This window comes from Citrobacter sp. R-1.5.2, assembly GCF_035064245.1.
In the GTDB taxonomy this organism is placed as follows: Bacteria; Pseudomonadota; Gammaproteobacteria; order Enterobacterales; family Enterobacteriaceae; genus Citrobacter.
Map to the genome: position 1 here is coordinate 593,731 of NZ_JASEYC010000002.1, position 6,256 is coordinate 599,986.

The following is a 6,256-nucleotide window of genomic DNA, read 5'->3' on the forward strand; positions in this document are numbered from 1 at the left end:
ATGGCAAAACAACCTAATACCGGGCTGGCTGATGATCTGAATGCAGAAGGATCTGCCAAAGACGGCCTGAGCGTTGACGACCTGAATGCTGGCGATAACACCCAGGAAAAACAGCCTTTGAGCAAAACAGATGATGCCGAATTGTCTGTTGATGACGATGGTGGTGACGAAAAATCCGGAGACACTGAATCGCAGGAGTATGTGGTGTTGAAAGGGAATTGCATTCGTCATGACGGGGAGATGTACCGCGAAAATATGCGCATCCCTGTAACCGGCAAAGATGCTGAGCGTCTTCTGCAGTCCGGCGTTATTGCTGATGTTGATGTGCTTCGTAAGCGAGTTCTTGCTTCTCAGCCATCAGTTTCAGTTACGACAGGGTAATGACATGGGCGTGGACTGGGATTCTCATCTTCTGAGTCCGCTGCATGATGTCTTTGGCGATGAGCACGAGTACCGTCCACGTAACGGTACTCCTTTTACAATTAACGGGATTTTTGACCGTGGTTATGCGCAGGTTGCTGAAAACCTTGATGGCGATTCAGAAATTAACACCTCCAGCCCGATGTTGGGTGTGCGCGATGCTGAATTTCGCAAGCTGGGTAAATCGCAACCTGCTGTATCTGACCGGGTATTTATAAAGACGGTCGGTGGTCACATCATCAATCAGTTATTTGTTGTGTCAAACGTCGAACCCGACAGTCATGGCGGATCTCGTCTTGTCCTCAATGTGGTAAAACCGCGATGAATTCAGCAGCGATACGGCAAATGGTTGTCACTGCACTAACCGGGACAACCAGCGCGGGCGACCGCGTATTCTCTCCACGCGACTGGTCAACTTCACCAGATATGTATCCTGTGTTGTTGGTTCAGACGCCTTTTGAACAGAAAAAATCACAGGGGCGTAATACCCCTGCTTTTACCACCCTCACCACTGTCAGGATCACTGGGCGCGTTCAGGAGTATGACGGCGATACAGTGGATGATGGAGCCATGCGGGCAGAGCTGGCGCTTGAAAGCCTTCGCGAGCAGGTGGAGCGCGCGGTGATCAACAGCTACGAACTGACGCGGAATATTCAGAAATACGCGGAAGTTCGTTCAACCATCAATGTTGATTCAGAAGGAGAGGCCCATATGGGGCAGCTTCTTTTCGAGATCGACATAGAGCATTACCAGGGGCCGGAAGATTTTTATCCTGTCCAGTCGGTTCCCCTTGAGGGCATGGATATTGCGGTCGACATGCCAGACGGCACAGTTAAACCGGGTATCAGCCTCAATCTTCAGGAGTAATCCATGTTTGTTAAGCCGAACAACGGGCTCAGCGTTCGCTGCCCCGTCAAGGGCATCCCATTGCCTAAAGAGGGTGCTGAAGTACCTGACAATATTTTCTGGCGTCGCCGTCTGAGCGATGGGGACGTGATCCTCTCTAAAAAGGATGAGGGCGCGCCAGAGAAACAATCATTACCTAAAAAAGCGGGAGAAAATGAATGACCGTACCTTTCGCTCGTGTTCCCGATAACCTGCGGGTAGGGCTTTTCTTCGTTGAGTTTGATAACTCAATGGCGAATAACGCCACTGCCACGCAGCGCACCCTGCTTATCGGTGGGATGCTCAGTACCGGCTCAACCCCCCCTGGTATTCCGCAGCGAGTTTCCTCTTCGGATACCGTCGGTGAGCTGACAGGAAAAGGGGGAATTCTGCAGGCCATGATGGCGGCGTATCAGAAAAATGATACCGCAGCCGAAGTCTGGATCCTGCCGCTGGAGGAAGACTCCGATTCCATGGTGGCTGCAACTGGCACCATTAAAGTGAGCAGCGCACCGACGGCAACCGGAGTGATCTCCCTTTATATTGCTGGTGAGCGCATTCAGTTGACCGTTGTAGCAACAGATACGGTGGCAGCGATCGCCACCTCTCTGGCCGCGGCGATTAACGCAAAAACCACGCTACCTGTAACCGCCAGTGCGACTACGGATACCGTAACCCTGACCGCGAAGAATCTTGGTGCTACGGGTAATGGGATCGACATTCGCCTGAACTTCCTCGGCTTACCTGGAGGCGAGTCCACACCTGCAGGCCTGGAACTGACGATTACTGCTATGTCTAACGGAGTCGGGGCTCCGGATATTACCGGCGCGCTGGCAAACCTGCAGGATCGGACATTCGATTTCATCATCAACCCTTACGACGATACAACCTCGTTGAATGTGATGAAGGAGTTCCTGTCAGACACTGGCGGTCGCTGGGCATGGGACAAGCAGCTTTATGGCCATTCCTTTGGTACCACCACCGGGACTTACGCCCAGCTCGGTACCAAAGGTGAGCTGCGCAATAACCAGCATGAGACCCTGCTGGGCGTAAATAAATCGCCGTCCCCTTCCTGGGCATGGTCTGCAGCTTACACCGGCGCAGCTGCGGTGAGTCTGCGTAATGACCCCGGCCGCCCGCTACAGTCGCTCGCTGTTCAGGGGGTGCTTGCGCCAGAACTGCAGGATCGCTTTGAGCTGACCGAGCGTAACAATCTGCTGTACAGCGGCATTTCTACTTTCACGGTTGATGATGACGGTACGGTTCGTATTGAAAACCTGATAACCACCTATCAGAAAAATGCATACGGCGATGCGGATGATAGCTATCTGGAAGTAGAGACGCTCTTCAGCCTGATGTTTGTCACCCGGTATCTTCGAACCGCAGTAACCAGCAAGTTTGGACGAATGAAGCTGGCGGCGGATGGTACCCGCTTTGCTCCCGGTGCCGCGATTGTTACCCCAAACATTATCAAAGCTGATCAGATCGCCGAATATGGAAAGCTGGTGTGGAACGGGTATGCACAAGACAAAGAGGCATTTGCTAAAAACATTATTGTTGAGCAGAACGCCAAAAACCCTAACCGCGTTGATGTGTTGTGGCCTGGTACTCTCATTAACCAGCTACGTGTTTTCGCGTTACTCAACCAGTTCCGCACTCGCGCTGAATCAACAGGAGCTTAAACGATGGCAGGTGATACTTCTAACCGCCTGGCGGGGACCGCGTACGTCACTGTTAACGGTGTGACGGTAATGGTTGAAGGTTCTTTCAAATATCAGGTGTCAAAGGTAAACCGCACTACCTTAGCTGGGATGGATGGTGTTCATGGGTATAAAGAAAAGCCTGTAGCACCTTACATTTCAGCCCGTTTACGTGATAGCGGCGGGACTAACGTCCAGGGTTTTAGCGAGCAAACCAACGTCAACATCGTTGCCGAGTTGGCAAATGGTAAAACGATTATTGGTGAAGGGCTCTGGACGGTAAACGTTCAGGAAGTGGAAAGCGAAGATGCTGTGTTTGATGTTCGCTGGGAAGGCCGGGAAGTATCGGAGAACTGATATGGCTGAATTAGAACGTGTAAAAATTATCCCTCTCGTAAAGCCTCTTGAGGATACGACGAAAAAAATGACCTATCCGGAGCTTGAACTAAAAGCTCCGACCCTCAGCCAGGCCGAGCAGTTTTATGAAAAACAGGCTGCATCTACGTCTCTCGCAGCAATGCGTTTACTAATTGCGCTCGTAACAGATACGCGTGAAAGCGTTCTGCAGCCGATGGACTTCATTGATTTTCGCAAGTGTGAGGAGTACCTGCTTAGTTTTTTGACCTGGAAGGCCTGACGGCCTGGCAGGAATCGGCAGCTGATGTAACTTTCTATTTCCGATGGACAGAAGATAGGGCGTGGGGGATGACCCGCGCCCGATTGAAATGGTGGATAGCCCAGGCATCCCGGATCAACAAACTCAGGAAACCTGAAGACGATGAGTAATGTCTTTGATTTTGAGCTGGTGGCTAATGATCAGGTTAGTGATGTTATTGACCGTATCAACGAAGCTATCCGTGGCCTTGAACCCAAACTCGATAGAACCAAGGAAGGGCTTCAGTTGGGTGGGCAGGAAACAGTTGATGGGCTAAATGGCTTTATTTCACGCTTTGAAAATCTGTCTAAAACGGCCAGGGATAACGTGCAACTTATCGGGGATATGGTTCCTCCATTGAAAATGGTGGGGGAACTTTCCGGTAAACTTGGTGCGCTTGGGGTTGTTGGTGCTGCCGGTTATGGACTCAAACAGGTTGCCTATGGCTTTCGGGAAGCGTCCAGGGAAGCATACAATCTTGATGTGTCTGCAAAAAATGCAGGGATGCGGATTGATGAATTCTCACGGCTTGCTGGTGCAATGCAAATTAATGGCTCTGCAAGCGAAAGTGCCAGAACTTCTATTGAGGGGATAGCAAAAACACTAAAAGAAGCTAATAGTGGAGCAAACAGCCAGGCTCTGGGGGCAATGGCACAGATTGGCGTACAGATACAAAAAAATAAAGATGGATCTGTTGATGTACTAAGAACACTGCAGGAGATAGCCAGAGTGTTTCCTACATTGCGTCCTGAACAGCAAAAGTCATTTGCGGATGCAATGGCTTTTACCCCGGAAATGCTGGCATTAATGCGTGAAGGGGCCAAGCTAACAAATCTGTTGGCAAAATCGGATAAGTTTGGGCTAACAATTGATCCTGAACTTAATAAAGAGCTCAGCGACATCAATGGCACGATGAATGAACTTAGCGCCTCCTGGGATGGGCTGTGGCAACGTTCAAAAAACAAGGCGCTTAAGACCATTCTATCGGATGGTTCAGTTAAAGACGGACTTGAAGGCGTTACCGATCTGTTCACCAACGGTGACTTTACCGGCCTTTCTCATGCGCTTGGCATCATCAACAGCGATGAAGCAACTAAACTTCGCCGCATTCAGAACGATAAAGCGCTTTATAACAGCCTGCCCCGAAGTGAACGTGGTGCAGTAGATGCCGGAATTTACACTGACGCCGTCAGTAAACGATACGATGCGAGCTACCAGGCAACGGATAACGCACTCCAGTTGCAGGACGATATATCAGTTATTACTCGCCGGGATGCGCCTGGTAATAGTTATGTGCCTTATAACCAGGGGGAGCAGTATGATTCAATTTTTAGTGATGCAGGTAAAAAATGGGGCGTTGACCCACGATTGCTCAAAGCTGTCATGATGCAAGAATCAGGGGGTAACCCTAATGCTACAAGTAGTGCTGATGCTTATGGGTTAATGCAGATAATCCGACCAAACTTCAAAGCAACCGGGATAACGGACTGGACCGACCCAAACCAGAACATTAATGCTGGAGCACAAATTTTATCCGAAAACTTACTGAGGTCAGGCGGCGATGTTCCTTTGGCGCTTCGATACTATCACGGGGGATATGACACAAGTCGCTGGGGCCCTGTGAACCGGGCTTATCCTGATGCGGTGCTCGGTCATTACCAGAAAATTATCAATGAAGAAAAACAGCAAAGTGATACTTTCCCTGACAGTCCGGTGAACGAACAATCCTCTGGAGACGGAATCATTCAGCCAGAGTTGCAGCGTTCGGGACCAGATAAGACCCTTACCGATAATATTACACGCTCCTTCATGAGTGCGATGGCTGAGCAAAAATTGAAACTTGAGATCACCATGATCGACGGGAAGGGAGGGCGTAGGGAATACAGCGCCGAAGATGGGGGACGGATAACGTTACCCATGTCTTACTGACCATTTTCAACTGTCATTGTATATACGTTAACCGCCAGATGGCGGTTTTTTTATTTCAGGAGACCTGATGCCAATTATCCAGAATGCAATAACTGCACTGATGGGGGGCGGTGACAACGATGACTGGCGGGGATTAATACGCTCCAGTTCCTTTCGTGGTGTTCCTTTCGCCATGGTGATGGAAGAAGGTAGCCATGGCAGACGTCAGGCTGTACATGAATACCCTTATCGGGATACGGCCTGGATAGAGGATCTTGGTCGGGGAACCCGGCGTTTTGTTCTCCGTGGATTTATCATCCAGAACAGTCAGGTTTACGGTGGTGGTGATGTTATCACTCAACGTCAGTCGCTCATTGCTGCCTGTGAAAAAAAAGGAAGCGGTACGCTGATTCATCCAACGCTCGGTGAATTAACGGTATCTGTTCCTGAAAATGGTCTTCGTATCTCTGGGTCGATGGAAAACGGCCGGGTATTTGAATTCACCCTGATGGTCATTGAATCAGGTCAGAAAGTTTTTGCTATAACGGACAGTGCTGCTGCCGGAAATTCAGTCCGGACTAACTACCTGAAACTGGTGAGCACTGCTGTAGCTAAATAGCTGCGCCTAATACCGCTACACTTTTGCCTGACCATGTTTTCCTCCGGGGAATGGGCTGGCGGTTTCCAT

The 6,256-nt window shown here is 50.1% G+C and carries 9 protein-coding genes; all 9 read left to right on the plus strand.

Annotated elements, in window-relative coordinates; translation table 11 throughout:
- The 9 genes from QMN38_RS06940 to QMN38_RS06980 all read left to right on the plus strand — a co-directional run bounded on the left by QMN38_RS06940 (position 1) and on the right by QMN38_RS06980 (position 6,187).
- Positions 1 to 381, plus strand: a complete 381-nt coding sequence (locus tag QMN38_RS06940; protein WP_001118869.1) for a hypothetical protein — start codon at positions 1 to 3, stop codon at positions 379 to 381.
- Positions 382 to 385: 4 nt separating this feature from the next.
- Positions 386 to 745 carry a head-tail joining protein gene (locus tag QMN38_RS06945; RefSeq protein ID WP_000537794.1) on the plus strand — a complete coding sequence of 120 codons (360 nt, stop codon included), beginning with the start codon at positions 386 to 388 and terminating at the stop codon, positions 743 to 745.
- Entirely contained in the window at positions 742 to 1,287 is a 546-nt protein-coding gene (locus QMN38_RS06950) for a hypothetical protein (protein ID WP_001083242.1), read from the plus strand. The genes QMN38_RS06945 and QMN38_RS06950 overlap by 4 nt, the downstream gene beginning before the upstream one ends.
- 3 nt (positions 1,288 to 1,290) lie before the next feature.
- A complete protein-coding gene (locus tag QMN38_RS06955) occupies positions 1,291 to 1,488 on the plus strand; it encodes a DUF2635 domain-containing protein (protein WP_000497745.1) in 198 nt (65 codons plus the stop codon).
- Positions 1,485 to 2,987 carry a phage tail sheath subtilisin-like domain-containing protein gene (locus QMN38_RS06960; protein ID WP_323604740.1) on the plus strand — a complete coding sequence of 501 codons (1,503 nt, stop codon included), beginning with the start codon at positions 1,485 to 1,487 and terminating at the stop codon, positions 2,985 to 2,987. Before QMN38_RS06955 ends, QMN38_RS06960 begins: the two co-directional genes overlap by 4 nt.
- A 3-nt stretch (positions 2,988 to 2,990) precedes the next feature.
- Positions 2,991 to 3,362 carry a phage tail tube protein gene (locus QMN38_RS06965; protein ID WP_115643072.1) on the plus strand — a complete coding sequence of 124 codons (372 nt, stop codon included), beginning with the start codon at positions 2,991 to 2,993 and terminating at the stop codon, positions 3,360 to 3,362.
- Position 3,363: 1 nt separating this feature from the next.
- Entirely contained in the window at positions 3,364 to 3,642 is a 279-nt protein-coding gene (locus QMN38_RS06970; protein ID WP_115601864.1) for a phage tail assembly protein, read from the plus strand.
- 141 nt (positions 3,643 to 3,783) lie between these two features.
- Entirely contained in the window at positions 3,784 to 5,589 is a 1,806-nt protein-coding gene (locus QMN38_RS06975) for a transglycosylase SLT domain-containing protein (protein ID WP_323604741.1), read from the plus strand.
- Positions 5,590 to 5,656: 67 nt separating this feature from the next.
- Complete coding sequence (locus QMN38_RS06980) at positions 5,657 to 6,187, plus strand: DNA circularization N-terminal domain-containing protein (protein ID WP_323604742.1); 531 nt, start codon at positions 5,657 to 5,659, stop codon at positions 6,185 to 6,187.
- Positions 6,188 to 6,256 lie beyond the last annotated feature (69 nt).

Excerpts from the sequence above, each read along its gene's own strand:
- QMN38_RS06940 (WP_001118869.1), top strand. The coding sequence starts at position 1 with ATGGCAAAACAACCTAATACCGGGCTGGCTGATGATCTGAATGCAGAA.
- QMN38_RS06970 (WP_115601864.1), top strand. The coding sequence starts at position 3,364 with ATGGCTGAATTAGAACGTGTAAAAATTATCCCTCTCGTAAAGCCTCTT.
- QMN38_RS06955 (WP_000497745.1), top strand. The coding sequence starts at position 1,291 with ATGTTTGTTAAGCCGAACAACGGGCTCAGCGTTCGCTGCCCCGTCAAG.
- QMN38_RS06950 (WP_001083242.1), top strand. The coding sequence starts at position 742 with ATGAATTCAGCAGCGATACGGCAAATGGTTGTCACTGCACTAACCGGG.
- QMN38_RS06965 (WP_115643072.1), top strand. The coding sequence starts at position 2,991 with ATGGCAGGTGATACTTCTAACCGCCTGGCGGGGACCGCGTACGTCACT.
- QMN38_RS06975 (WP_323604741.1), top strand. The coding sequence starts at position 3,784 with ATGAGTAATGTCTTTGATTTTGAGCTGGTGGCTAATGATCAGGTTAGT.
- QMN38_RS06945 (WP_000537794.1), top strand. The coding sequence starts at position 386 with ATGGGCGTGGACTGGGATTCTCATCTTCTGAGTCCGCTGCATGATGTC.
- QMN38_RS06960 (WP_323604740.1), top strand. The coding sequence starts at position 1,485 with ATGACCGTACCTTTCGCTCGTGTTCCCGATAACCTGCGGGTAGGGCTT.
- QMN38_RS06980 (WP_323604742.1), top strand. The coding sequence starts at position 5,657 with ATGCCAATTATCCAGAATGCAATAACTGCACTGATGGGGGGCGGTGAC.